The sequence below is a fragment of the Elusimicrobiota bacterium genome (assembly GCA_016218575.1).
Taxonomy (GTDB): Bacteria; Elusimicrobiota; Elusimicrobia; order UBA1565; family UBA9628; genus JACRDN01.
Window position 1 is genome coordinate 37,063 of record JACRDN010000006.1, and the last position, 22,881, is coordinate 59,943.

The following is a 22,881-nucleotide window of genomic DNA, read 5'->3' on the forward strand; positions in this document are numbered from 1 at the left end:
CGAGGAGCGAGCATACCCGCAGCGGTATGTGAGCGAGGAGAGACGAAGTCGCAGCCCAATAGCGCCCTGGCCCCCCTCGGGGGAGGCTCGTCTTTGGCCAATTCCATCGTTGCTCGTCGGTCACATAGCTACCGCTATGCTCCCTCCTCGCGCCTCGAACTTGTCTCAAAGCCGAACCTCCAAATGGCTCATATTATTATGACGCGACCCCTAACGGACACCATCGCGGCCGTGGCGACTCCGGCCGGGTCAGGCGCCTTGGGCATCGTGCGCCTAAGCGGCCCCGCGGCCCTGCCGATCGGGCAGTCCCTGCTCCGCCTCAAGGCCGACAAAGCCCTGGCGGGCAGAAGAGCGGCCTGGGCCGAGATTTTCTGGATGGGGGAACTCTTGGACGAGTGCGTGGCCACCTATTTCCCGGCCTCGGCAAGCCCGACCGGAGAGGACTTGCTCGAGCTCTCCTGCCACGGCTCCCCGTACATTCTGGGCCGCGCCCTCCAGATCTGCCTCGAGGCCGGCGCCAGGCACGCCGCCCCGGGGGAATTTACTTTGCGCTCCTTCTTGAACGGCCGCATGGACCTGGCCCAGGCCGAGGCCGTCTGCGAGCTCATCGGGGCACGCAGCCGCAGAGCCCATCGCAACGCCCTCTGCCACCTGAAGGGAGGCCTGTCCCGCCGGATAGCGGCCCTGCGCGAGCCGATATTGGAGCTACTGGTCCGGCTCGAGGCTTGCCTGGACCATCCGGAGGAGGACCTGCCTTCTCTATCCCCCTTGGAGCTCGAGCGGAAAGCCGCCGAAGCCGAAAAAACCCTCGCGGAGTTGGGAAAGACCTTCCGCCAAGGCCGGTTTCTGCGGCAAGGAGCGCGGGTATGCCTGGCCGGAAGGCCCAACGCCGGCAAATCCAGCCTCTTGAACGCGCTATTGGGAATCGAGCGCGCCATCGTCTGCCAGAGCCCGGGCACCACCCGCGACACGCTGGAGGAGTGCCTGGAAATCCAGGGGCTGCCCTGCCTCCTGATCGACACCGCGGGCCTGGGCCAAAACGCCTCGGATCCTGCGGAGAATATCGGCATGGAGCGGGCTCGAGAGGCTCTAAAATCATCGGATCTCGTGCTCCTGGTCGTGGACGGATCAAGCGCCTTGGACCCCAAGGATCTGGAAGTGCACGACTCTATCCTGGGCATGGCGCGGGAAGGGGGATGCCAGACTCTGGTCGTGCGCAGCAAATCCGACCTGCCTTCGCGGGTCAATGGCCTCTCCTGCGACGCCGCGGTCTCGGCCAAGACCGGAGAGGGCCTGGGCGGACTGTCCCGGCTCGTGGTCGAGCGCCTGGCCGCGCCCGAGGAGCAAGGAGAGACGCTGGTCGTGACCTCCCAGCGCCATATCCGCTCGCTCGATGACGCGGCCAGGGAGCTGGCCCTGGCCGGACACACTCCCGCGCGGCATCCCGGCCGCTGGGAGGACCGCGCCGCCTGCCATTTGCGCCAAGCCCTGCAAGCCTTGGACGAGATAACGGGGCAGGGCGCGCCGGACGAGGTCCTGCGCGAGGTATTCTCGCGCTTTTGCATCGGAAAATAATTTGGAAGAATGGAAGAGGAAAGGAATGGAAAAGAGAAACCCGGCGCATCGCGCAAAAAAAATCCCTTCCGCGCCCAAGACCCCGGTATGGCGCATCACTCCCGAACAGCAGATCGTCGGGGCCGTGTTCCTGGGGAAAGTCCTCGACTACTACTCCAAGGCCCGCGTGATCACCTTGACCCTGGAGGCTCCCTTGGCGGTGGGCGACACCATCAGGATCAAGGGCCACACCACTGATCTTACCCAGAAAGTCGAGCACATGCAGCTCGACCACTCCAGCGTGCACAGCGCCTCTCCGGGGGAGGGGGTCGGGATACAAGTAGCCGACAAAGCCCGCAAAGGCGATGCTGTCTACAAGCTCTAAGTTCCCCGCCGCGCGCGGAGTCCTCGCCCTGCTGCTCGGCGTCAACCTGTTGAATTATCTGGACAGGCAGATCCTCTACTCCCTCCTGCCCCTGATTCAGCGCGACTTAACGCTTTCCGACGCGCAAGCCGGCAGCCTGGCCTCGGCCTTCATGGTCGTCTACATGCTCGCGGCACCCCCCATAGGATACTGGGCGGACCGACAGAGCCGCCCGCTCTGGCTGGCCCTGGGCGTTTTACTCTGGAGCCTGGCCACTGCCGCGGGAGCCTGGGCCAAGACCTTCTCCTCCCTTTTCGCAGCACGGGCCGCCGTGGGCATCGGAGAGTCCTGCTATGGAGCCATATCCCCTTCCTTCGTGGCCGAACATTTCCCGTCGGAAAAAAGGGGAAGGGTCTTGGCGCTTTTCTCGATGGCCATCCCCGTGGGGAGCGCCTTGGGCTACATCTGCGGAGGAATCCTGGGCCAGTCGTTCGGCTGGAGAAACGCTCTGCTCTGGGTCGCCGTCCCTGGCCTCATCTTGGCCGCGCTCTCGGCCCGTCTGCGAGATCCAAGACCCGACCACGCGCCGCGGCGGTCCCTCCATTATGCCACGGCGGTGCGGAGCTATGCGGATCTCTTCAAGGTCAAGAGCTTCGCCTTGGTCACTTTGGCGGGAGCGGCCATGACCTTCGCCTTGGGGGGCTTCGCGGTCTGGATGCCGACATTCTTCCACCGCCAATGGGGCCTTCAACTCGGCCGGGCTGGAGCCCTTTTCGGCGGGGTCACGGTGGTCTCCGGCATTCTGGGAAGCCTGGCCGGTGGGTGGCTCTCGGACTGGGGCCTTTCCTACACGAAGAAATCCCATTTTCTGGTATCTGGAGCCGGACTCCTGGCGGGCCTGCCCTTGGTGCTGTGCGCCGTTCTGTGCGAAAACTTCCATCTTTCGCTCGCCACGCTGCTGCTCGCCGAATTTTTCCTCTTCCTCAATATGGGGCCATTGAACGCCATCATCGTGGAGGTGTCCGACCCCGCCTCCCGATCCATGGCCTTCGCCGCCAATATACTGGTCATACACGCCTTGGGCGACGCCGTCTCCCCGACCGTGATAGGGCTCATGTCGGACCTATGGGGCCTGAATCTGGCTCTCATCCTGGCGAGCCTGACCCTGGGGCTGGGGGGGGCCTTCTGTCTTTGGGGAGCCCGATACTATGAAAACGACGCGAAACAACGCCATGGATAGCTCAAAAAGCTTCTCTCTTTATTTCCCGCTGTTCTTGAAATCTCCCAGGCGGGCGGCAGAGGCCTGCCGAAACGAAAGCGCGCTTGGCCCCAACATGAAGATATATATCGCTTTCGTGGCCTGTTCGACTATCTTTTATTGGCTCAAGCCCTGGGATTTCCCGGACCAGCTCTCTGCCGAGCCCGCAGCGAGCCACGACCTCCTCTTCTGGCTCAAGGTCATGCTATGGCAGCCGCCCTTGGAAGCGGCCTGGATCGCATTTCTTATCGGGTTCATCGCCTGGTTCAAGAACGGCTCATGGCCCCTGCGCTTCTCTTGCGCCGTGCTTTGGACCGGCGCGGTTTTCTGGCTCACCATCGCCTACGGGCAAGGCGCCATCGGCAAGTCCGCCTACGCCGCGGCCTCTCTCGCCTGCCTTTCTCCCTTCGCCTTCCTCCTGCGCAAGTTAAACGCGGCCGAGGCCAAGTCCCTGGCCGCGTTTCTCCTCGGCCTCAACGCCATAGGCATCGTCCTTCTTCTGCCCATGGAAGGGGCGGTTGGTCTGGACTGGCCGAACCTCTTCAAGGCCGCGCAAATCCTGGGAGGGCTCTGGATATTGGCGGCGGGCACGACAGGGGTCAAGACCCTCTCGGGCCTGCGCCTGCCGCGAGCCTTCATGGCAGTGCTGCTCTCCCTGTTCTTCCAGATGTCGCTGGCCATCACTCTTTACCTCTCCGGAGCCGTTCCCAAGGAAATCTTAAAAGCCCTCCTGTACGCCTGATGACATACCCTAAGAGATATGACGTGATCGTGGTGGGCGGGGGCCATGCCGGGATCGAGGCGTCCCTGGCCGCATCCCGCATGGGGCTCGAGGTCCTGCTCCTCACCCAGAATCTGGACTCCATAGGAGCCATGTCCTGCAACCCGTCCATCGGCGGAGTGGCCAAGGGCCAGCTGGTCCGGGAAGTGGACGCCCTGGGCGGGGAAATGGGAAAGGCCGCGGACCGGACCGGGCTCCACTTCAAGATCCTCAACACAAGCAAGGGCCAAGCAGTCCACTCACCCCGCGCCCAATGCGATAAGAAGCTCTATCAAGCGGCCATGAAGGAGGCGGTGGAGGGCCAGGAGCGCCTCGAGGCACGGCAAGAGGAAGCCGCCGCGCTATGGGCGGAGGGAGGGCGCCTGCGGGGGCTCTTGAGCAAGAGGGGGATCCGCTACGAGACGCGAGCCGTGATCCTCACCACCGGCACGTTCTTGAACGGCCTGGCCCACGTGGGCCTGAGCTCCTTCCCCTCGGGCCGAGCCGGCGAGCCGCCCGCCGAGCGCTTGAGCGCGAGCCTGGCCCAGCTTGGCTTGGAGATCGGGCGGATGAAGACTGGGACTCCGATGCGTCTGCACGCCCGCTCCATCGATTTCGAGAAATGCGAGCTCCAAAAAAGCGACGACCCGCCCCGCCCTTTCTCGCATTTCACCCGAAACATTTCAAACAAGCTCCTCGACTGCCACATAACCTATACCAATGCTGCCACCCATGAAACCATACGGCAAGGGCTCGACCGCTCGCCTCTCTACAGCGGAGTGATCAAATCCATAGGCCCCCGCTACTGCCCCTCGGTCGAGGACAAGGTGGTCAAGTTCCCGCACAAGGAGAGGCACCAGATATTCCTCGAGCCGGAGGGCTATTCCACGCGAGAGATTTACGTCAACGGCCTTTCCACGAGCCTGCCCGAGGACGTCCAGTTGGCCCTGGTTCGCAGCGTCCCGGGCCTTGAGAGAGCGCAGATCACCCGCTACGGCTACGCCATAGAGTACGACTACTGCCCTCCGACCCAGCTCACACCCGCTCTCGAATCCAAGGTCCTCCCCGGCCTTTACCTGGCCGGGCAAATCAATGGAACCACCGGCTACGAGGAGGCCGCCGCCCAAGGCCTCATGGCCGGAATCAACGCCGGGCTTAAAATCATGGGAAGAGAGCCCTTCTGTCTCTCCCGCGACGAGGCCTACATCGGAGTCCTCATCGACGACCTAGTCACCAAGGGAGTCGACGAGCCCTACCGCATGTTCACCTCCCGGGCCGAGTTCCGCTTGAGCCTGAGAGCCGACAACGCGGACCTGCGCCTCCTGGAAAAAGGGCGAAACCTGGGGCTCGTGAGCACGGAGGATTGCTCGCGCTTTCTTCTATATAAGGAAGCCGTGGAAAACGGAATCTCCCGCCCGGACGCCGAATTGGCGCCATGGTCCATGGAAAAAGCCCAGGCCCAGAGGGAAATCCAATACAGCTACGCCGGCTACATCGCCAGGGAGAACGCCCTAGCCGACAAACTGCGCAAGCTCGAGCACGTTCCGATCCCGCAAGACCTAAGCTACGACGAGGTACCGGCGCTGCCCACCGAGTCCAGGCAAAAGCTCGGCAAGGTGCGTCCCCGCACCTTGGGCCAGGCGGGCCGCATCCCCGGGGTAAGCCCGGCCGACGTGCAGATTCTGTGGGTCTTCGCCGAGAAAAAGCGCCGTGAACGCTGCCCAACTTCTTGAGCGGGCGGCCGGGGGCTGGGGGCTCTCCCTTTCCCCCGCCCAGCACGAACTCATCCTGCGCTATCGCGAGGACCTCATCGCCTACAATAAAAATGTCAATCTCACAGCCGACGCGAGCCCGGACACTCTTCTCCTGCGCCACGCGGCCGACGGCTTGGCCGCGGTCCCCATCCTCAAGGAGCTCCTGACAGAGCCCGGATCCAAGCTTCTGGACCTGGGCTCGGGCGGAGGATTTATCGGCATCGCCGTAAAGATAGCCTGGCCGGAACTCTCCGTGACCTTGATGGAGCCGCTCAAGCGCAAATATGACTTCCTAAACCTGGCCGCGGCGCGCTTGGGACTCAAAGGCCTCCAGATCGTCCGCGCAAGCGCGGGCCATGGGGCCGGAGGAAAGTTCCACGCCGTGATCGCGCGCGCCCTGGCGCCGCTTCCCCAAGCCCTGGAGCTGGCCCTTCCCTTGACGCTCCTGGGGGGATATTTCCTGTGCTATCAATCCCGCCCTCCAAGCCCCTTGCCCCGACTGCTGGCGATCCGGACTTACCGACTGCCCTTGGAAGACCGGGACCGCTGCATCGCGGTCTTTCAAAAAGAGCGCTAATTTCATACAAATACCAGGATACCCTCGCTGATCGATGGACATCATTCTTCGCATCCGGATATTGATTTGGCTCTCGATCCTGGGACTTTGGGGCATGATGCTTTACCAATTTCTGGGAGAGGACGAGAGGCAAATTCAACAACAGATGCAGTACGTGGCCAACCCCTACCGCGGCCGCCCGCTCCCCACGCCTGGCTCGATGGAAGAAAGCCAGGCGCCGCAGCCACGCCAGACCTCGCCGCAGCCCTCGTCCCTCGACTTCATCAAGCCCTTGGTTCAAACGCCGCCCAGAGCCCTGACGCCTCGTCCCCGCGCCGGGCGGGTTAGTCCCGCCCGGCGAGAGGCCAGGAACCGCATCCCCGATCAACCGGTCCCTACCGGCTTTGTCAAGACCGCCAGCCCCCATTTCAACGTCTATGCCGAGGCCGCTCCGGCGTCGGAGGATTTCGTCCGCATTCTTGAGAATCTGCATGGGAACCTCATGCTCGACTTGGCCGCCTTCTCACCGTGGGCCAACGACCAGAAGGTCACGATCTTCCTTTTCAATGACCAGGAAACATACCATGACATCACCGGGCGGCCGGCCTGGTCCGGGGGGGCCAGCTCCGTGGGCAGGCGCAAAGTCTACGTTTATGAAAGCGAGGAGCTCCCGGGAATACTGGCGCACGAGCTCTGCCACATCTATTACGACAGCTTCTTCTTGAAGGGCAAGCCGGATCCGCTGTGGCTGAGCGAAGGGATGGCCACCTTGGTCCAGGTGGAGCGCGGCTTGGCCGCGCCCGCCTGGCTGCGGGAAAACATGGCCATTCTCTCACGGGGAGGTGGATTCCCCATCGCCGATTTCATGAGTGTTACGACCACCGCTGGTTCGCCCGACGCGAAGGTTCGCCTCTGGTACGCCCAAGCCTACAGCCTCGTGCGCTTCCTCATCCGTGCTCAGTACCGCTCGAACTTCTATAAATTTTCCTCCTACCTGCGCGAGGGCCGCGACCCCGCGCAATCGCTCTCACGCGCCTACGGCCTGCCCTTCAACAGGCTCAAGGCCCTCGAGTACGCCTGGCGCCACGAGCTCGCCAAGTCCGCGCCCCCCGCCGCGGAATAACCCCTCCTCTTGACAAATCGCCGCGCATCCTTTACACTCTTCTCCCGGTGGGGAAAAGTGGGACAAAAAAATATTAAAGTGGTTCAAAGTGGGAGCTAATGGTCCTACTCATCGGCCGCTACGAGCACTCGCTCGACTCCAAGAACAGGGTGAGCCTTCCGGCGAAATTCCGCGAGGCCCTGTCGCGGGAGAAGGGCCGCTCCTGCTATCTCACCAGCGGCCTCGAGGGCTGCCTCTATCTCTTCCTCCCCTCGCAATGGCAGCGCCTCTTGGAAACCGATTTGCAGTCCTTCACGCTGCCGAACAAGGAAGAGGAGCGCGCCTTCAAGCGGAAGTTCTTCTCCGAGGCGACCGAGGCCGAGCTCGACTCGGCGGGCCGCATCCTGATTCCGCAGTATCTCAAGGCCCACGCGGGGCTCAAGGGCCAGCTGCTGTTGCAGGGAGCGGGCAAGCGCGCCGAAATCTGGGACAGCGGACGCTGGAAGTCCTACCACAGGTCGCGAGTGGAGCCGGCCTTGCGCAAGGTCAGCAAACAGATTGAAATCTAATGGGACGACTGGAGCTCATGGAACCATCGAGAAGCTATAAGCACGAGCCCGTCCTTGTTGCGGAGGCCCTGGAGGGCCTCGTCACCGATCCGGGCGGGCTGTACGTGGACGCCACCTTGGGCTTGGGCGGACACTCCGAGGCGATCCTCCGCCGTTTGGAGCCGCAGGGAAAGCTTCTCGGAGTCGACCTAGATCCCGAAGCGCTTCTCCATGCCGAGGGCCGGCTCAAGGCCATTGCTCCCGGGCAGTTCATGTCCGCTCGAGGCAACTTCCGGAACTTGGGAGACATCCTGCATGCCCAGAAGTTCTTTCCCGTCGCGGGAATCCTAATGGACCTGGGAGTAAGCTCCCTTCATTTCGACAAGCCAGAGAGGGGCTTCAGCTTTTCGTCCGAGGGGCCTCTCGACATGCGCCTGTCCCCCGACAATCCCCTGACCGCGGAGATGATCGTCAACCGCTGGCCCGAGGAGCAGCTGGCCCTGCTCCTGCGCGAATTCGGGGAGGAGCCGCGGGCCCTCAGGATCGCCAGAGCCATCGTGGCGCGGCGCGAGAAGACTCCCTTCACGACCACGACCGACCTGGCCCTCCATCTGGAAAGACTGCTTCCCGGGGGACGTATTCATCCGGCCACAAGGACGTTCATGGCCCTGCGCATCGCCGTCAACGCGGAGCTGGAGAACCTCACCCGCGGGCTCGAGGGCGTGGTGCCCCTTCTGCAGCAGGGAGGGCGCTTGGCCGTGATCAGCTTCCACTCCTTGGAGGACCGCATCGTCAAAACCCTGTTTTCGGAGTTCGTATCCAGAGGGCAGTGCCGCTTCATCGTCAAGGGCGCCGTAGCGCCCGCGAGCCAAGAGGTCGCGCGCAATCCGCGCGCCCGCAGCGCCAAGCTCAGGATCGTGGAAAAGGCATGAACGGGGAGGGCCATAATATGAAGCACAATCCCATGCTGAACTGCGGCACGGTCAATTTCCTGGCGGACCGCCGCCAAGCCATCGGCCTCACGGCCCTGCCCGCGGCCTGGTCGCGCGGCTACGTCTGGCACAGGATTTTTCTCAGAGGCAAGGGGCAGAAGCGGGATTTGTAGCGGCTTTAGGTGAGCGCCCACTCGGCGGGGCGCTCACCGTCGTTTGGCAGCGCGCCCACTCGGCGGGGCGCCTGCCTTGATTTGAAAGAAGAAAATAATTAAGTGATATAATCGGACGCTCCAATGACAGGGAAACCCGCGAAAAAGAGGACGGCCAAGATCGTGTCGGGCGGCTTTTTAATCCTAATCTTGGCGTGGCAGCACATTCAAGCCACTCGGCTGGGCTACCAAGTCGAGAAATCCAGGCAGGAGATACACAAGCTGCGGGGGAAAACAGGATTGCTTCAAATGGAGCTCGAGACAAGCCTCTCTCCGTCCCAGTTGGCGTCCAAGGCCAAAAACAGGCTCGGGATGTTCCCGGCCGCTCCAGAGTCCCTGCGCATCCTCGAGGCTCCGCTGTCTAGCACGCCGCAGGAGACGGTCCTCAAGCGCTGGATATCCCGGGCCTTGTTCATGGTCCGCCTGGCCTGACAAGACCCCGAATTCATGGATACCAGGCTGCGCCTGAATATTGCGGCGTGCTTGGCTCTCCTGCCCCTCTTGCCCTTGAGCCTGCGCCTGGCGCATCTGCAAATCATGCAGCACCAGAGCCTCGAGAGCATGGCCAGGGGGGAATTCAATCGGAGCTCGGTGGAAATCCTGCCGCGCAGCGATATCCTGGACCGAAACGGCAACATATTGGCCCAGTCCGTCCTGGTTTGGTCCTGCTTCCTCGATAAGAAGATGATCAAGAAGCCAGCGGCCTTGGCGGCCCGTCTGGCCCCTCTCATCGGCATGCCGGAAAGCGAGATATTGAATCAATACAAGCTCCAGGTTCGCTTCGTGCGCTTGAGCGACCGACTAAGCTTCGACCAAGCCTCAGCCGTCACGGCGGCCCGCATCGAGGGAGTCGGGCTTTCCTCCAAACAGGAGCGTTTCTACCCCAACGGCGGCCTTGCCAGAAGCCTCTTGGGCCAGGTCAACAGCGAAGGATACGGGCTTTCGGGAATCGAGCTCTCTCTTAACGAGAAGCTCCTGGGAAAAGCCCGCAAGTTCAAGATCATCAGGGACGGCTCCGGGCGCACCATCCACAAGGAAACCGAGCAGGATCCAGCACCCCCGGAGCCCTTGAGCCTCACCATCGACCGCAACATCCAATTCTACGCCGAGCAGGCCCTTCAGGAAGCCGCGGAACAGTTTTCCATCAAGAGCGGGGTGGTGGCGGTCCAGGACCCCAACAACGGGGAGATCCTGGCCATGGCCGCCTACCCCGAGAATCCCCTCAGGAACTCCCTCGTCCAGGATTCCTATGAGCCGGGCTCCACCTTCAAAATCGTCGCGGCTGCCGCGGCTCTTGAGGAGGAGGTGGTCAACCTTGATGAGACTTTTTTCTGCGAAAACGGCTCCTATCAAATCGCTCCCGGGGTCGTGATCCATGACCACGAGCCCGCCGGAAGCCTGAGCCTGGCGCAAATCCTGGAGAAATCCTCCAACATAGGCATGGCCAAGGTCGCGGCCCGGCTGGGAGCGGTCCGTTTCTACCGCTACGTGAGGGCCTTCGGCTTCTCCAACAAGACCGGAGTTTCCCTTCCCGGGGAAACCGGGGGCATGATGAAGCCCCTGCCCTCCCTCGGCCACCCGGTCAATCTCGCCACCGCCTCCTACGGCTACGGGATCGGCGTGAGCCCACTTCAGATGCTCGACGCCTACAGCGCGGTGGCCAACGGCGGGACCCTATGGGAACCCCTCCTCGTTAAGAACTCCAAGCCCTCCCGCGTCAGACGCCTGGCCTCCCCCAAGACAATGGAAACCCTCTCGCGCATGCTCGAGACAATCGTGCGCCAAGGCACCGGCGTGACCGCCCAGATTCCGGGATACCGCGTGGCCGGCAAGACGGGAACCGCGCGCAAACTCGACCCAGAAACGAAAAAATATTCCATGACCCAATACAACGCTTCCTTCGTCGGGTTTCTCCCGGCCGGGAAGCCCTCCTGGACCGTCCTCGTCGTCATCGAGGATCCCAAGGGGCTTTACTACGGCGCCCAGGTAGCGGCACCCGTGTTCGCCAAGCTGGGCAAACGCCTCCTCGCCCTCAAGGGAATCTCCAGGCAGATATGACGCGGCCCCTTAAGGAGCTCCTGCGCGGCGCCGAAGTCCTGGCTCTCAGCGGCCGGGAGGACGCCGCTATCTCGGGTCTGCGCCATGATTCCAGGCAGGTCCAGCGCGGAGAGCTTTTCTTCGCCCTGCCCGGAGTCAAGACGGACGGGAACCGCCACCTCAAGGAGGCCATAGAGCGCGGCGCGGCCGCGATAGTAAGCGAACTGGCGGCTCCCCCGGCCCCGCTCCAAATCCCGGCCGCCTGGATCCAAGTCCGGGACATCGCCGCGGCCATGGGCAAGATCTCGGATCTCTTTTTCGGCCATCCCTCCGGGGCCATGTCCGTCTTCGGGGTCACGGGAACCAACGGAAAAACCACGACCACCTACTTCCTTGAGTCCATCGTGCGGGCCTGCGGCGGCGTTCCCGCCGTGGTTGGAACGGTGGACTACCGGATGGGGGGAAAAACCCTACAAAAAGCCCCCAACACGACTCCCGTTTCCTTGGAGCTCCTGCGCCTCCTCGCCGGCTTCCGCGAGGCCGGCGCCACCCACGCCGCCCTAGAGGTTTCCTCCCACGCCCTGGCCTTGAAGCGCGTCGAGGAGGTGGACTTCGACGCCGCGATCTTCACCAACCTCAAGCGCGACCATCTGGATTTCCACAAGTCCATCGAGGAATACTTCCGCGCCAAGGCGCGCCTCTTCGAGCTTCTGGTCAAAGCCTCCTCTTCCAAGCGCAGGCGCTTGGCCGTGCTCAACGCCGACGATCCCCGCGGCACTCCCTTGAAGGACCTCTGCCGGGGAGCGGAAATCATTCTCTACGGATTGAAAAATTCAGCTGAAGTGCGTGCCGAGAATCTGGCCCTCTCCATGGAAGGATCTTCCTTTGATCTCGTGTTTCGCGGCAGGAAGCTCCGCGCCCGGGTTTCCCTTTTAGGCGAGCACAATCTGCGCAACGCACTGGCCGCGGCGGCGGCCGCCCTGGGGCTCGGCCTGCCCGAGGAAGGGGTGCTCGAGGGCCTGCGCGCGCTCAAGCGGGTGCCGGGGCGGCTGGAGTCCGTCGCGGCCGGCCAAGACTTCCACGTCCTGGTCGATTACGCCCACACCGACAGCGCCATGGAAACGGTCCTCGACTGCCTGCGCCGGCTTCCCCACAGAAAGATCATCTCCGTCTTCGGCTGCGGGGGGGACCGGGACCGCGGCAAGCGCGGACCCACCGGAGCCGCGGCTTGCCGCTTGAGCGATCTGGCCGTCATCACCAGCGACAACCCCCGCGGCGAGGACCCCTTGCGCATCATCGCCGACATTGTCGAGGGCATCAAGACAGCGGGCCTTAAAAATTATAAGATTCTCCCGGAGCGAGAAAAGGCCATCGAGGAAGCCATCGCCGAGGCCGGGCCGGGAGACATAGTCCTCCTCGCCGGCAAGGGTCATGAGGAGTGCCAAATCCTCAAGGATCGAACCATTTTCTTCGACGACCGAGTAGCGGCCCGCGAGGCTCTAGAGAAAAAGCTGCGATGAATTTGAACATGACGTGGGCGGAGCTGGCCAGGGGGGCGGGAGGGCTGCTCACCCACGGCGGCGCGCAGGATCTGGTGGACTGCCTTTCCACGGACACCCGATCCCTCAAGACCGGCCAAGCCTTTTGGGCCTTGAAAGGCCCGCGCTTCGACGCCCACGACCTCCTGAGCCCGGAGCTGGCGCGGGTCTGCCCGGGGTGGGTGATCGAGAAAGACAGGCTCCCGGACAGCGCCCCGCGCCCCGCCCACGTGGTGGAGGTTCCCAACACCCTCAAGGCCTTGGCCGCCCTGGCGGCCCAACACCGGCGCCGCTTCGACATCCCGGTCGTGGGCATCACCGGCTCCAACGGAAAGACCACGACCAAGGAAATGCTCAAGAGCATCTGCCTCCAAGTGGGTCCCTCCTGCGCCAATCCGGGGAATTGGAACAACCAGGTGGGGGTTCCCCTGTCCGTGCTCGAGCTCGGCTGCGAGCATCGCTACGGCATCTTCGAGCTGGCCGACTCGCGCCCGGGAGACATCGCGGAGGTCGCGCGGGTGGCCCAGCCGAGCCTGGCCGTTCTCACCAACATCGGCCCGGACCACCTCGAATTCTACGGAAGCCTCGACCAGAATTTCAAGACGAAATCGGAGCTCGTCGAAAGCCTTCCCGAGGAGGGCAGGGCCGTCATCAACATCGACGACCGCTGGCTGGCGGGCTTGGAGCCGCGGCTCGGGGCCAGGGCCATCACTTTCGGGATGAGCCCGCGGGCCAGGATCTATTTCGCTGGCCCCGATGAACTCGTGGTCGACCGCCACAAGACCCGTGTTCGGCTCAGGGCCTTCGGAACCCTTAGCCGCTACAACGCGGCCGCGGCCGCGGCCGCGGCCTGGGCTTTAGGCATAGACGCGGAGAAAATCCGCTTGGGTCTCGAGAGCTATGTCCCCTCCGCCATGCGACTGGAGCGCCTGAGCCACCCCTCTGGCAGCGAGATAGTCCTCGACGCCTACAACGCCAACCCGGCCTCGATGCGCGCGGCCGTCGAAGCCTTCTGCGACGAGTTCAAATCCCGCGATAAAATCCTGGTTTTGGGCGACATGAAAGAGCTGGGCCCCCAGTCAGGCGCCTTCCACGCGGAGTTGGGGGAGTGGCTCGCCGAGCTCCCGCTGGCCGGAGTCTACCTGGCGGGTCCGGAGATGGCGGCCGCGCGGATCGCCCTGGAGCGCAAGGCGCCGGGATTCGCGTTCCGCTACGCCCTGGATCCCCTGGCTTGGACCGATGACCTGCGCCGGCGGCTCGACGCCCGGACCGCGGTGTTTTTCAAAGCCTCCCGAGTCATGAAATTCGAATCCATCCTGGACTCCCTCTCATGCTCTATTACCTAGCCCGCTACAAGGAGCTCGGCGGCGCCTTCAACATCTTCCAGTACATCACCTTCCGCGCCGGAGGCGCCGCCTTGACCGCTCTCTTGGCCTCCCTCCTGATAGGGCCTTCCCTCATCGAAAGCCTGCGCCGGCACAAAATCGGACAGATTCAGCGCCGGGACGGGCCCAAGAGCCACCTGGGCAAGCAGGGCACCCCCACCATGGGCGGGCTTCTCATTTTCTTCACCTTGGTTTCGAGCGCGCTCCTCTGGATGCGCTGGGACAACCGCTTCCTGTGGCTGCTCATGGGCGTGGTCTTCCTGCTCACTGCCGTGGGTTTTTGGGACGACTACCAGAAGCTGGTCCTGAAAAACTCGGCCGGCATCTCATCCCGGACCAAGTTCGCGGTTCAGATCGCCGTGGCCCTGGGCGTGGTCCTGTACCTGGCCGTGCGGCCTCCCAACGGCATGTTCCCGTCTCATTTGAACCTTCCCTACACCAAGGAGCTGTTCTGGGACCTGGGGCCCGCCTACTTCGTGTTCGCGGCCCTGATGATCGTGGGAGCTTCCAACGCGGTCAACCTGACCGACGGCCTCGATGGGCTGGCCTGCGGAAGCCTCATCTTCTGCGCCATAGCCTACGGGGTCTTCGCCTACGCGGCGGGCAACGCGAAGTTCGCCTCTTACCTCAGGATCATCCCGGTGGAGGGAGCGGGGGAGATCACCGTGTTCCTGGCGGCCCTGGTGGGCTCCTGCCTGGGGTTCCTGTGGTACAACGCCTACCCCGCCGAGATGTTCATGGGCGACACCGGCTCCCTGTTCCTGGGAGGAATCATCGCCACCGTGGCCCTTTGCGTCAAGGCCGAGCTCATGCTGCCCATCATCGGCGGGATTTTCGTCCTCGAAACATTGTCCGTCATCCTGCAAATGTCCTCCTATAAGCTGCGCAAGGGAAAACGGATTTTTCGCATGGCGCCCCTGCACCATCACTTCGAGCTCTCCGGGATCTCCGAGCCCAAGGTCACCGTAAGATTCTGGATCGGCGGCATCGTCTTGATGCTTCTGGCCCTAGCCTCCTTGAAAATCCGCTGATGGAGCGCTTCGAGCCCGGGGCCTTCAAGGGCCGCAAGGCCGGGGTTCTGGGCTTGGGACGCTCTGGCACCGCCTGCGCCAAGCTACTGCTCTCAAAAGGCTTCTCGGTTTTCGCCAGCGACTCGCGCCCAGCCCCCGAGCTAAAAGCCATGCTAGGGCGCGCCCCCAAAAGACTAGATTGGGAAGGGGGCCGGCACAGCCGCAAGCTGCTCCAATGCGCCTTCGTGGTAAAGAGCCCCGGCTTGAGTCCGGACCTTCCCATCCTGAGCCGCCTGCGCGATGCTCGCGTCCCGGTCTACAGCGAACTGGAGGTAGCGTTGGCCTTCTGCAAGGCTCGGGACATCGTGGCCGTCACTGGCACCAACGGCAAAACGACCACGACGACCCTCACCGGGGAAGTATTCCGCCAGGCCCTGCCGCGCGGGCGCCGGGCCGCGGTGTGCGGCAACATCGGCATCCCCTTTTCCGAGGCCGCCCCAAAACTGGGCGCAAAGGACTGCCTCGTCGCGGAAGTCTCGAGCTACCAGTTGGAGGACAGCCGCCATTTTCGGCCGCGCGCCGCTGCCATCCTCAACATCACCCCCGACCACCTCGACCACCACGGAGGGATGGACCGGTATCTCTCGGCCAAGGCCAGGATTTTCCAGGAGCAGTCCGCCTCCGATCTATGCGTTTTCAACGCCGAGGATCCCCTCTGCCTCAAGATGTCCCGGGACTGCCCGGCAAAAAAACTCTACTTCGGCTTGACTCCCCAGCCCTTCATCCACGCCTGGATGAGCCGGGGCAAGATAAGGATCCGGCTTCCGGGAAGCCGGAGGGAACTCTCGCTCTCGCCCCCGGCTTTGCCCGGGCGGCACAATCTCGAAAACGCCATGGCCTCGGCCCTCCTGGCCTTGGGCCTGGATCTTGAGCTACCCAAGATACAGAAGGCCTTCACAGCCTTCCGCGGCGTGGAGCACCGCCTGGAGGACTTGGGGCTCCTGGGGGGCCTGCGCTGCCTCAACGATTCCAAGGCCACGAACGTGGACTCCACCATGGTGGCGCTCAAGTCCCTCGAGTCAGTGGGAAATCGCGTCTTCCTGATCCTGGGCGGCCTGCACAAGGGCAGTTCCTACAAGCCCTTGGCCCCTTTCATCGCCAAGAGCGCCAAGGCGATTCTCACCATCGGCAGCGCCGCGGCGAAAATCGAGGAGGATCTGCGGGGAACCAAGCCCCTACTGCCCTGCTCCGACCTGGAAACCGCCGTGGAGACCGCCTTCCAGGTGGCCTCCCCTGGGGACGTCCTGCTGCTCTCCCCGGCCTGCGCCTCCTTTGATCAGTTCAAGAATTTCGAGGAGAGGGGAAGTCGCTTCAAGGCCCTGGTCCGGGCCAGAGCCAAAACCCATGGTGTTCAGAAAAAGAAATAGCCTCGATTACACCTTGCTCGCGGCCACCATGGCCCTGGTCTGCTGGGGCCTGGTCATGGTGTATTCCGCCAGCGCCATTTGGGCCGAGCAGAATATGGGAAATCCCCTCTATTTCTTCAAGCGCCAAATGATCTCTGCCGCGGCGGGACTGGCGCTGATGGCGGCCGTAAGCCGCTTCAATTACAACCGCCTCATGGACTGGGTTTTTCCCTTGATGGCCGCGACGACCCTGGCTCTCGTGGTCGTGCTCTTTTGCCCCGCCGTAGCCGGGGTCAAGCGCTGGATCAGGATCGGCCCTCTGGGCCTCCAGCCGGCGGAGTTCGCCAAGCTCACGGCCGCGATTTACCTGGCCAGCTACCTGGACCGCAAGAAAAGCAAGATCGGATCGCCGGTTTGGGGCCTCGCGGTTCCCATAGGAGCGGTCTCAGCTTTGTGGTTCCTCATATCGCGCGAGCCCGACCTCGGCACTCCCGTGCTCATGTTCTCGGTAACGATCCTCGTCCTCTTCATCGGGGGAAGCCGCGTCCAATATCTGTTGGCGGCCATTCTGGCCGCGCTCCCGATCGTGGCCTACGAGCTCATCAAATACCCCTACCGACGTGCCCGCCTCTTCAATTTCCTAACGCCGTTCAAGGACGCGCGCGGCGCGGGCTATCAGCTCGCCCAATCCATCCTGGCCGTGGGCTCCGGAGGCTGGTTCGGCAAGGGCTTGGGCGCCTCCAAGCTCAAGCTCATGTACTTGCCCACGCCCCACACGGACTTCATTTTCCCGGTCATATGCGAGGAGTTGGGGCTCTTGGGAGCGCTCACGATGCTGGGGTTTTTCGCCATGATCCTCGTGCGCGGAGCGCGCATCGCGCGCTCGGCACCCAACCTGTTCGGAACCCTGCTCGCCTGCGGCATCACCTTCACGCTCTGCCTCCAGGCCTTCTTCAACGTGGGCATGTCGATCGGCCTTCTGCCCACCAAGGGCATTCCCCTGCCCTTTATTTCCTACGGCCGCTCCTCTCTCTTGACCAGCCTCATCGGCATCGGCATACTCCTCAATATCTCGCGGCAGTCCGCCCCATGGGAACCCCCTCAACGCCATTAGCGGAGCGGCGCAAGCGAGCCCTGATCGCGGCGGGGGGCACCGGGGGGCATTTTTATCCGGGTCTCGTCCTGGCCAAGACCCTGCGAGGGCGCGGCTGGGAGCCGTTGCTTTGCGTGAGACGGGGCGACCCCGCCTTGGCCGTATTGGAGAAAGAGGGCCTCGCCTCGGTGGAAATGGATCTTTCCGGCCTGCCAAGGTCGCTCGGCCCCGGGCTCATCGTTTTCGCGTGGAAGCTGTGGAAAGGCTTCCTTCTTGCGCGCCAAATCGCCAAGGATTTCAAGCCGGACATCACTATCGGCATGGGAGGCTATCTTACTTTTCCCTGCTTGCTGGCCTCAAGGCTCCAAGGCATCCCGGGCGTTCTCCATGATTCCAACGCGGTCCTGGGCCTGGCCAACCGGGCCGCCCGTCTCCTAGGCGCCAAGCTGTTTTGGGGCCTGCCCACGGTCCATGGAGGAGGCATGCTCACGGGCACGCCGATACGCCCATCCCTATGGGAAATAAAGCCCAAGGAGGAGGCAAGAAAACGCCTGGGGCTGGCCTGCGGCCAGCCCCTACTTCTAGTCTTCGGCGGCAGCCAGGGCGCAAGATCTGTGAATCGCAGCGTGCCGGCAGCTCTCAAAAAGCTGCCGGTTGGATGCGCGCTTCAAGTTCTCCACCTGACTGGCGTCAATAACTTCGAGGAAACCCGCCGCGCTTACGAAGGTTCGGCGTTTGCGGTGAAGCTCCTGCCTTTTCTCGAGGAGATGCAATGGGCTTACGCGGCATGCGACCTCGTCCTGTGCCGGTCCGGGGCGAGCACCTTGGCAGAGCTCGCCTCCCAGGAAAAACCCGCCGTCCTCGTGCCCTATCCCCTGGCCGCGGCCAATCACCAGGAGGCCAACGCCAAAATCCTGGCCCGGGCCGGAGCCGCGCGCCTTCTTTTGGACCGGGACATCGCGGAAGGGCTCGCGCCGATCCTCGAGGATTTGCTATGGTCGCAGGACAGCCCCGCCAAGCGCCGCTCCATGGCCGAGGCTTACGCGCGCCTGGGCCTGCCGCCGGCGCATGAAACGGCCGAGCGCCTGGCGGACGCGGTGGAAAAAACCTCGAGACAATGAAAACCAGAATACTCGTGGTCAACGACGACGGGATCAATGGCCGAGGCCTGGCCCCCCTGATCGAAGCCGTCCGCCCTCTGGGGGAAGTCGTGGTCGTAGTGCCGGACCAGGAGCGCTCCGCCGACAGCCATTCGCTCACCTTGCACAAACCCATCCGGATCCACCGCGTGGCTCCCATGATTTTCACCTTGAACGGCAGCCCGGCCGATTGCGCCAGGCTAGGAATCCTGGAGATCATGAATTCCAAGGTAAGCCTCGTGGTCTCCGGCATCAACCGGGGCTACAATCTCGGGGAGGACGTGGTCTATTCCGGAACCGTCGCCGGCGCCCGGGAAGCGACTTTGCTGGAGGTGCCGGCCATCGCCTTCTCGCAGGACCCGAGTTCCCTCGGCTACGCGGCCGCTGTCGTCTGGGCCCGGAAGTTGGCGCGGCTCGTGCTGAAATTCGACCTCCCTCCCGGCATCTGCCTCAACGTCAATTTCCCAAAGCCCCGGCACGGGAATATCTTGAAACCCCTGCCCATGAGGCTCGGCCGGCGCATCTACAGCAAGGAAGTGACCAAGAGGGCCGACCCTCGGGGAGGCCATTATTATTGGCTGGCGGGAAGCTCGGTCAAGAGCGTCAACCTCAAGGGCACCGACGTCAGCGCGGTGGCCTCTGGCCACGCCTCGGTGACTCCTCTGCACGTAGACAACACCGATTTCCCCACGCTCGACATCCTGCGCTCCTGGGAACTGTAGGGAACTCTAGTGCCGGTCCTCCTTCTGCTGGCGCAGGTGAGCCTATCCGCGGTGGGGGACATCCGCCTCGACGGACCCGTAGGGGAGCTCATCGGGCGCCACGGCCCCGAACATCCCACGGCCGCCGTCAGGGAGGCACTCAAGGCCGACATCGTGTTCGGCAACCTCGAGTGCAGCGTCACGACCCGCGGCACCAAACAGGCCAAGACTTGGAATTTCAGGGCCCCGTCCGAGAACCTCGCCAGCCTCAAGGAGGGGGGCTTCGACGTCCTGAACCTGGCCAACAACCACAGCATGGACTACGGGACCGAGGGCTTCCTGGACACTTTGGCGGCGGTCAAGAAGCGGGGCTTCATCGCGGTGGGCGGCGGAAAAAATATCGAGCAGGCGGAGAAGCTGCGGATCATTGAGCGCAACGGGCTTCGCGTGGGCTTTCTAGGCCTGACCAGCACCTTCCCCCCAGAAGCCTGGGCCCGCCGCAAAAAGCCCGGCGTGGCCTACAGCAACTTCAAGCGTTTTCCGGAACTCATCCGAAGGGCGAAAAAAGACTGCGACATTCTGGTCGTTTCTTTTCATGGAGGAACCGAGCTCGCCCTCGAGCCCAACCAAATCCAGAAGGCCTTCGCCCACATGGCCGTGGACGCGGGGGCCGACCTCATCCTGGGGCATCACCCCCATGTCCTGCAGGCCGTGGAACTATATAAAGGAAAGACCATCCTCTACAGCCTCGGCAATTTCCTTTTCGTGTCTCCCGCCCCGGAGACGCGGACCACGGTCATCGCCAAGGCCGCGCTGGGCCGAGGAGGGGTCGAGTCCATCGAATTCGTCCCGCTGGACACCCATTGGGGCCAGCCCATCTTGGCGCCGGAGGAGGGCCGGAAGGCCGCCTACGAGGCCTTAAACCGCCTGGGAGCCCTGTCCCAGCACCCGGAGATCTTCCGCCTCGCCTCGCCTTGATGGAATGTCGGCGGATAAGCTAACATAGCTTGTCATGCTCAAGCTTTTGCGCAAAATTCCCTTCCTCAGCGTCCTCAGCCCCAAGGAGCTCAAGAAAGTCCGGCAAATCGGGAATATCCATGAGTACGCCCCTGGGGAAAGGGTCTTCTCGCAGACGGAGTCGGCAGACCAGATGTTCGTGGTGCTTTCGGGCCAGGTCAAGATTTTCGCGGCCTCCAATGGGAAGAAGCGGAAGACCTTCACCTATCTCCAGGCGGGGGATTTCTTCGGGGAGATGGCCCTGCTCGAGGGAAAGACCCGCTCCGCCTCTGCCGAGGCCGTCCAAGCCTCCAAGCTCCTGACCATCAAGAAAGGCGATTTCCACAGGCTCCTATGCTCGGACCACCAGCTGACCATCTACCTTTTGCGCGCCTTCTCCGAGCGCCTGCGCAAGGCCGATGAGGAGATCGAGGGCCTTCTTTTCCGCAACGTCCTGGGACGGGTCTCGAAAACCCTCTGCGACCTGTCGCAAAAAGGGGAAAGCTTCAAATCCGGCAGGCTTTTGAGGCAGCACTACACCCAGCAGGAGCTGGCCGATCTGGTGGGCACCACAAGGGAGCCCTTGACACGCGCCCTGTCCGCCTTGCGCCGCGCGGACCTCGTGGAGGTCCATGCAGGCCGGTATTTCATCAAAAACCCGCAAAAGCTCTCGGCCCTTTGCCTCACCTGACATGACGGCCAATCCGTATCGCAGCCATTCCTGCGGCGCGCTCGGCGTCTGCGACTTGGGCCAGGAAATCCTCCTGGCCGGCTGGGTTCATTCCCGCCGGGACCACGGAGGAGTGTACTTTTTTGATATGCGCGACCGCTCGGGCCTGGTGCAGGTGGTGGCGCACCCGGACGAGGCCGAGGCGTTCCTCGCCGCGGGCAGGCTCGGGGCCGAGCATGTGGTAAGCCTGCGCGGGATCGTCGAGAGAAGGCCCCGGGGCACGGAGAACCCCAAGATGCCCACCGGAGAGATCGAGGTGCGCGCTAAGGAGATCCGGGTGCTCAACGCCTCCAAGCCTCTGCCCTTCCCGGTGGACGAGCACGCCTCGGTTTCCGAGGAAATCCGGCTCAAGTACCGCTTCCTCGACCTGCGCCGGGCCAAGATGCTGGGAAATCTCACTCTCCGCCACAAGATCGCCATGATCGTGCGTCGCGAGCTCGATGCCGAGGGGTTTCTCGAGGTCGAGACTCCCATGCTCACCAAGGCCACGCCGGAGGGAGCCCGGGACTTCCTGGTGCCCGCCAGGCTCAGCCCCGGCAGCTTCTACGCCCTCCCCCAGTCCCCGCAAATCTTCAAGCAAATCCTCATGGCCTCCGGGGTCGAGCGCTACTTCCAGCTGGCGCGCGCCTTCCGAGACGAGGACCTGCGCTCGGACCGCCAGCCAGAACATACCCAGATAGATATAGAGATGTCCTTCGCGACGGAGGAGATCGTTCACTCGACCGTCGAAAGATTTCTGAAAAGCATCTTCCGGGAAGCCCTGGGAACAGAGCTCGAAACTCCTTTTCCGCGCTTTGAGTACGAGGATATCATGTGCCGCTACGGCTCGGACAAGCCGGACCTGCGCTACGGCTTTGAGATCGAAGACGCCACGGCGCTATTCAAGGAAAGCCAATTCAAGGTTTTCGGGGAAGCCGCCCGCGGCGGCGGGGTGGTCCGAGTCCTCAAGGCCAAGGCCGAGTTTTCCCGCGCCGAGATCGACAAATTCACGGACATGGTCAAGGCCTTGGGCGCCAAGGGCCTGGCCTGGATCAAATGGGAAGCGGCGGGCCCCAATTCTCCCATCGTTAAGTTCCTGGGGCCCGCGGAAATATCCGGCCTTCGAGAGTTGTGCCGGGCAGAACCCGGAGATTATCTCTTCTTCGCCGCCGACAAGCCCGAGGTCGCCGCCCCCTGTCTCGGAGCGCTCCGAAAGGAGCTCATCCTCAAGCTCAAGCCCGCTCCCACCCGCCCCTGGAGCTTTCTCTGGGTGGTGCATTTTCCCCTCCTAGAGTGGGCTCCCGAGGAGAAGCGCTGGACCTTCACCCACAACCCCTTCACGGCCCCCTTGGAAAGCGAGATCCCAAAGCTCGACTCCGACCCAGGCCACATCGCCTCCCATCAGTACGACCTCGTCTTAAACGGCGTCGAGCTTGCCTCCGGTTCCATCCGCAACCACCGGGCCGAGCTCCAGCGCAAAATCCTCTCCCTCATGGGGTTTTCCCCGGAGGAGCAGGAGGAGCAGTTCGGCCTCCTCCTCAACGCCCTCGAGTACGGGGCCCCGCCCCACGGCGGGATCGCGCTTGGCTTTGACCGCCTGGTCGCCATCCTGCGGGGAGAGGACTCCATCCGAGAGGTCATTGCATTCCCCAAGACCCAGAAGGGCGCCTGCCCCTTAAGCGAGGCCCCGTCCCCCGTCGACCCCAAGCAGCTCAAGGAGCTGCACATCAAGCTCGATCTCCCGGCTCGGCTTCCCTAATCCCAGCCGTTTGCTCGTAGGCCCTACGACCCACGTTGGGATGGGCCTATAGGCCCTCGCGCGATCGC

Annotated in this window: 22 protein-coding genes; all 22 read left to right on the forward strand. The window is 63.2% G+C overall.

Features of this window, described 5'->3' with window-relative positions; genetic code table 11:
- The first annotated feature begins 198 nt into the window (after positions 1 to 198).
- The 22 genes from mnmE (at position 199) to aspS (ending at position 22,813) form a co-directional block, all read left to right on the forward strand.
- Positions 199 to 1,575, forward strand: coding sequence for a tRNA uridine-5-carboxymethylaminomethyl(34) synthesis GTPase MnmE (gene mnmE, locus HY921_01615; protein ID MBI5629561.1), 1,377 nt, complete (start codon positions 199 to 201; stop codon positions 1,573 to 1,575).
- Positions 1,576 to 1,699: 124 nt separating this feature from the next.
- On the forward strand, positions 1,700 to 1,939 hold the full coding sequence (locus HY921_01620) for a translation elongation factor-like protein (protein MBI5629562.1): 240 nt from the start codon (positions 1,700 to 1,702) through the stop codon (positions 1,937 to 1,939).
- Positions 1,920 to 3,158, forward strand: a complete 1,239-nt coding sequence (locus HY921_01625; protein ID MBI5629563.1) for an MFS transporter — start codon at positions 1,920 to 1,922, stop codon at positions 3,156 to 3,158. Before HY921_01620 ends, HY921_01625 begins: the two co-directional genes overlap by 20 nt.
- On the forward strand, positions 3,127 to 3,918 hold the full coding sequence (locus HY921_01630; GenBank protein MBI5629564.1) for a hypothetical protein: 792 nt from the start codon (positions 3,127 to 3,129) through the stop codon (positions 3,916 to 3,918). The genes HY921_01625 and HY921_01630 overlap by 32 nt, the downstream gene beginning before the upstream one ends.
- Positions 3,918 to 5,669, forward strand: coding sequence for a tRNA uridine-5-carboxymethylaminomethyl(34) synthesis enzyme MnmG (gene mnmG / locus HY921_01635; protein MBI5629565.1), 1,752 nt, complete (start codon positions 3,918 to 3,920; stop codon positions 5,667 to 5,669). Before HY921_01630 ends, mnmG begins: the two co-directional genes overlap by 1 nt.
- Complete coding sequence (rsmG, locus tag HY921_01640; protein ID MBI5629566.1) at positions 5,647 to 6,267, forward strand: 16S rRNA (guanine(527)-N(7))-methyltransferase RsmG; 621 nt, start codon at positions 5,647 to 5,649, stop codon at positions 6,265 to 6,267. The genes mnmG and rsmG overlap by 23 nt, the downstream gene beginning before the upstream one ends.
- Positions 6,268 to 6,301: 34 nt before the next feature.
- Positions 6,302 to 7,369, forward strand: a complete 1,068-nt coding sequence (locus HY921_01645; GenBank protein MBI5629567.1) for a hypothetical protein — start codon at positions 6,302 to 6,304, stop codon at positions 7,367 to 7,369.
- A 98-nt stretch (positions 7,370 to 7,467) separates the two neighbouring features.
- Positions 7,468 to 7,917, forward strand: coding sequence for a division/cell wall cluster transcriptional repressor MraZ (gene mraZ / locus HY921_01650; protein MBI5629568.1), 450 nt, complete (start codon positions 7,468 to 7,470; stop codon positions 7,915 to 7,917).
- A 17-nt stretch (positions 7,918 to 7,934) separates the two neighbouring features.
- Complete coding sequence (gene rsmH / locus HY921_01655) at positions 7,935 to 8,828, forward strand: 16S rRNA (cytosine(1402)-N(4))-methyltransferase RsmH (protein ID MBI5629569.1); 894 nt, start codon at positions 7,935 to 7,937, stop codon at positions 8,826 to 8,828.
- 17 nt (positions 8,829 to 8,845) lie between these two features.
- Complete coding sequence (locus tag HY921_01660; GenBank protein MBI5629570.1) at positions 8,846 to 9,001, forward strand: hypothetical protein; 156 nt, start codon at positions 8,846 to 8,848, stop codon at positions 8,999 to 9,001.
- 123 nt (positions 9,002 to 9,124) lie between these two features.
- A complete protein-coding gene (locus tag HY921_01665; GenBank protein MBI5629571.1) occupies positions 9,125 to 9,472 on the forward strand; it encodes a hypothetical protein in 348 nt (115 codons plus the stop codon).
- A gap of 15 nt (positions 9,473 to 9,487) precedes the next feature.
- Entirely contained in the window at positions 9,488 to 11,098 is a 1,611-nt protein-coding gene (locus HY921_01670) for a penicillin-binding protein 2 (protein ID MBI5629572.1), read from the forward strand.
- On the forward strand, positions 11,095 to 12,597 hold the full coding sequence (locus HY921_01675) for a UDP-N-acetylmuramoyl-L-alanyl-D-glutamate--2,6-diaminopimelate ligase (GenBank protein MBI5629573.1): 1,503 nt from the start codon (positions 11,095 to 11,097) through the stop codon (positions 12,595 to 12,597). The genes HY921_01670 and HY921_01675 overlap by 4 nt, the downstream gene beginning before the upstream one ends.
- 8 nt (positions 12,598 to 12,605) lie before the next feature.
- On the forward strand, positions 12,606 to 13,961 hold the full coding sequence (locus tag HY921_01680) for a UDP-N-acetylmuramoyl-tripeptide--D-alanyl-D-alanine ligase (GenBank protein ID MBI5629574.1): 1,356 nt from the start codon (positions 12,606 to 12,608) through the stop codon (positions 13,959 to 13,961).
- Positions 13,946 to 15,031 carry a phospho-N-acetylmuramoyl-pentapeptide-transferase gene (locus HY921_01685; protein ID MBI5629575.1) on the forward strand — a complete coding sequence of 362 codons (1,086 nt, stop codon included), beginning with the start codon at positions 13,946 to 13,948 and terminating at the stop codon, positions 15,029 to 15,031. Before HY921_01680 ends, HY921_01685 begins: the two co-directional genes overlap by 16 nt.
- Positions 15,031 to 16,437: a UDP-N-acetylmuramoyl-L-alanine--D-glutamate ligase gene (gene murD, locus HY921_01690; GenBank protein ID MBI5629576.1), complete on the forward strand. Its 1,407-nt coding sequence runs from the start codon at positions 15,031 to 15,033 to the stop codon at positions 16,435 to 16,437. The genes HY921_01685 and murD overlap by 1 nt, the downstream gene beginning before the upstream one ends.
- On the forward strand, positions 16,415 to 17,530 hold the full coding sequence (gene ftsW, locus HY921_01695; GenBank protein MBI5629577.1) for a putative lipid II flippase FtsW: 1,116 nt from the start codon (positions 16,415 to 16,417) through the stop codon (positions 17,528 to 17,530). The genes murD and ftsW overlap by 23 nt, the downstream gene beginning before the upstream one ends.
- Positions 17,506 to 18,630 carry a UDP-N-acetylglucosamine--N-acetylmuramyl-(pentapeptide) pyrophosphoryl-undecaprenol N-acetylglucosamine transferase gene (locus HY921_01700; protein ID MBI5629578.1) on the forward strand — a complete coding sequence of 375 codons (1,125 nt, stop codon included), beginning with the start codon at positions 17,506 to 17,508 and terminating at the stop codon, positions 18,628 to 18,630. The genes ftsW and HY921_01700 overlap by 25 nt, the downstream gene beginning before the upstream one ends.
- A complete protein-coding gene (gene surE / locus HY921_01705) occupies positions 18,627 to 19,370 on the forward strand; it encodes a 5'/3'-nucleotidase SurE (GenBank protein MBI5629579.1) in 744 nt (247 codons plus the stop codon). Before HY921_01700 ends, surE begins: the two co-directional genes overlap by 4 nt.
- Before the next feature lie 9 nt (positions 19,371 to 19,379).
- Positions 19,380 to 20,327, forward strand: coding sequence for a CapA family protein (locus tag HY921_01710; protein MBI5629580.1), 948 nt, complete (start codon positions 19,380 to 19,382; stop codon positions 20,325 to 20,327).
- A 34-nt stretch (positions 20,328 to 20,361) separates the two neighbouring features.
- Positions 20,362 to 21,036: a Crp/Fnr family transcriptional regulator gene (locus tag HY921_01715; GenBank protein MBI5629581.1), complete on the forward strand. Its 675-nt coding sequence runs from the start codon at positions 20,362 to 20,364 to the stop codon at positions 21,034 to 21,036.
- Position 21,037: 1 nt separating this feature from the next.
- The gene (gene aspS / locus HY921_01720) at positions 21,038 to 22,813 is read left to right on the forward strand and encodes an aspartate--tRNA ligase (GenBank protein MBI5629582.1); all 1,776 of its coding nucleotides are present in this window, start codon (positions 21,038 to 21,040) and stop codon (positions 22,811 to 22,813) included.
- The last annotated feature ends 68 nt before the right edge of the window (positions 22,814 to 22,881 follow it).

Bases quoted from the DNA above. Each gene is read 5' to 3' on its own strand.
- HY921_01645 (MBI5629567.1), top strand. From the start codon at position 6,302: ATGGACATCATTCTTCGCATCCGGATATTGATTTGGCTCTCGATCCTG.
- HY921_01685 (MBI5629575.1), top strand. From the start codon at position 13,946: ATGCTCTATTACCTAGCCCGCTACAAGGAGCTCGGCGGCGCCTTCAAC.
- HY921_01675 (MBI5629573.1), top strand. From the start codon at position 11,095: ATGACGCGGCCCCTTAAGGAGCTCCTGCGCGGCGCCGAAGTCCTGGCT.
- HY921_01665 (MBI5629571.1), top strand. From the start codon at position 9,125: ATGACAGGGAAACCCGCGAAAAAGAGGACGGCCAAGATCGTGTCGGGC.
- mnmE (MBI5629561.1), top strand. From the start codon at position 199: ATGACGCGACCCCTAACGGACACCATCGCGGCCGTGGCGACTCCGGCC.
- rsmH (MBI5629569.1), top strand. From the start codon at position 7,935: ATGGAACCATCGAGAAGCTATAAGCACGAGCCCGTCCTTGTTGCGGAG.
- HY921_01680 (MBI5629574.1), top strand. From the start codon at position 12,606: ATGACGTGGGCGGAGCTGGCCAGGGGGGCGGGAGGGCTGCTCACCCAC.
- aspS (MBI5629582.1), top strand. From the start codon at position 21,038: ATGACGGCCAATCCGTATCGCAGCCATTCCTGCGGCGCGCTCGGCGTC.
- HY921_01660 (MBI5629570.1), top strand. From the start codon at position 8,846: ATGAAGCACAATCCCATGCTGAACTGCGGCACGGTCAATTTCCTGGCG.
- HY921_01670 (MBI5629572.1), top strand. From the start codon at position 9,488: ATGGATACCAGGCTGCGCCTGAATATTGCGGCGTGCTTGGCTCTCCTG.
- murD (MBI5629576.1), top strand. From the start codon at position 15,031: ATGGAGCGCTTCGAGCCCGGGGCCTTCAAGGGCCGCAAGGCCGGGGTT.
- ftsW (MBI5629577.1), top strand. From the start codon at position 16,415: ATGGTGTTCAGAAAAAGAAATAGCCTCGATTACACCTTGCTCGCGGCC.
- HY921_01625 (MBI5629563.1), top strand. From the start codon at position 1,920: ATGCTGTCTACAAGCTCTAAGTTCCCCGCCGCGCGCGGAGTCCTCGCC.
- HY921_01715 (MBI5629581.1), top strand. From the start codon at position 20,362: ATGCTCAAGCTTTTGCGCAAAATTCCCTTCCTCAGCGTCCTCAGCCCC.
- HY921_01630 (MBI5629564.1), top strand. From the start codon at position 3,127: ATGAAAACGACGCGAAACAACGCCATGGATAGCTCAAAAAGCTTCTCT.
- mnmG (MBI5629565.1), top strand. From the start codon at position 3,918: ATGACATACCCTAAGAGATATGACGTGATCGTGGTGGGCGGGGGCCAT.
- mraZ (MBI5629568.1), top strand. From the start codon at position 7,468: ATGGTCCTACTCATCGGCCGCTACGAGCACTCGCTCGACTCCAAGAAC.
- surE (MBI5629579.1), top strand. From the start codon at position 18,627: ATGAAAACCAGAATACTCGTGGTCAACGACGACGGGATCAATGGCCGA.
- HY921_01700 (MBI5629578.1), top strand. From the start codon at position 17,506: ATGGGAACCCCCTCAACGCCATTAGCGGAGCGGCGCAAGCGAGCCCTG.